Source organism: Proteus sp. fly-1067, assembly GCF_040139345.1.
In the GTDB taxonomy this organism is placed as follows: domain Bacteria; phylum Pseudomonadota; class Gammaproteobacteria; order Enterobacterales; family Enterobacteriaceae; genus Proteus; species Proteus vulgaris_B.
On sequence record NZ_JBEEUL010000196.1, the window covers coordinates 1 to 569 of the forward strand.

At 42.2% G+C, this 569-nt stretch carries 2 protein-coding genes; both read right to left on the reverse strand.

The window, feature by feature from the left end; all coding sequences use genetic code 11:
* On the reverse strand, positions 1-436 hold a 436-nt coding region (locus tag ABN217_RS19955), incomplete at its 3' end, for a LysR family transcriptional regulator (protein WP_349459961.1).
* Positions 437-452: 16 nt separating this feature from the next.
* A partial coding sequence (locus ABN217_RS19960) for a 3-alpha domain-containing protein (RefSeq protein ID WP_349459962.1) occupies positions 453-569 on the reverse strand: 117 nt, incomplete at its 5' end.

Here is a 569-nt window from a genome sequence, read left to right on the forward strand (position 1 = left end):
GTCGAAGCGCTAAATCTAACCCCTCACTGATGACATCCACAGGACGATTAACCGCTAAAATCTGACTATTGATTTCAGGACACTTAACCATAAAATCGATGAGCAGATCTTGCATATACACCTGTAATAACGCGATAGGACAAGATAGTTTAATGGTTCCTTTAGGTTGAGTTTGTACAGAACAAATCAACTCTTCAGCTAACTCCGCTTCCTCAACCACGTTTTTACATTGCTGATAAAAGGTTTGACCGATTTCAGTCACATGAAATTGGCGAGTTGAGCGGTAAATTAAAGAAACATTGAGTTTTTGCTCAAGATCAGCAATGCGACGGCTCAGCTTAGATTTCGGGATCCCCAAAGCAAGACCCGCTTGTGAAAACCCGCCATGTTCAACAACTTTAACGTAATAGTAGAGGTCATTTAAATCATATCGCATTACTTACCTCTTTATATCAACCCCGTTTGCCAAACAGCCGATGGCTGAACTCTTCAATTCGCCGATGTTCTAATCTGTTCTGCATAGTTAGGCTCCAGCTAGCAGACAGCCCTGCTGTTGCTAATAGGCGATG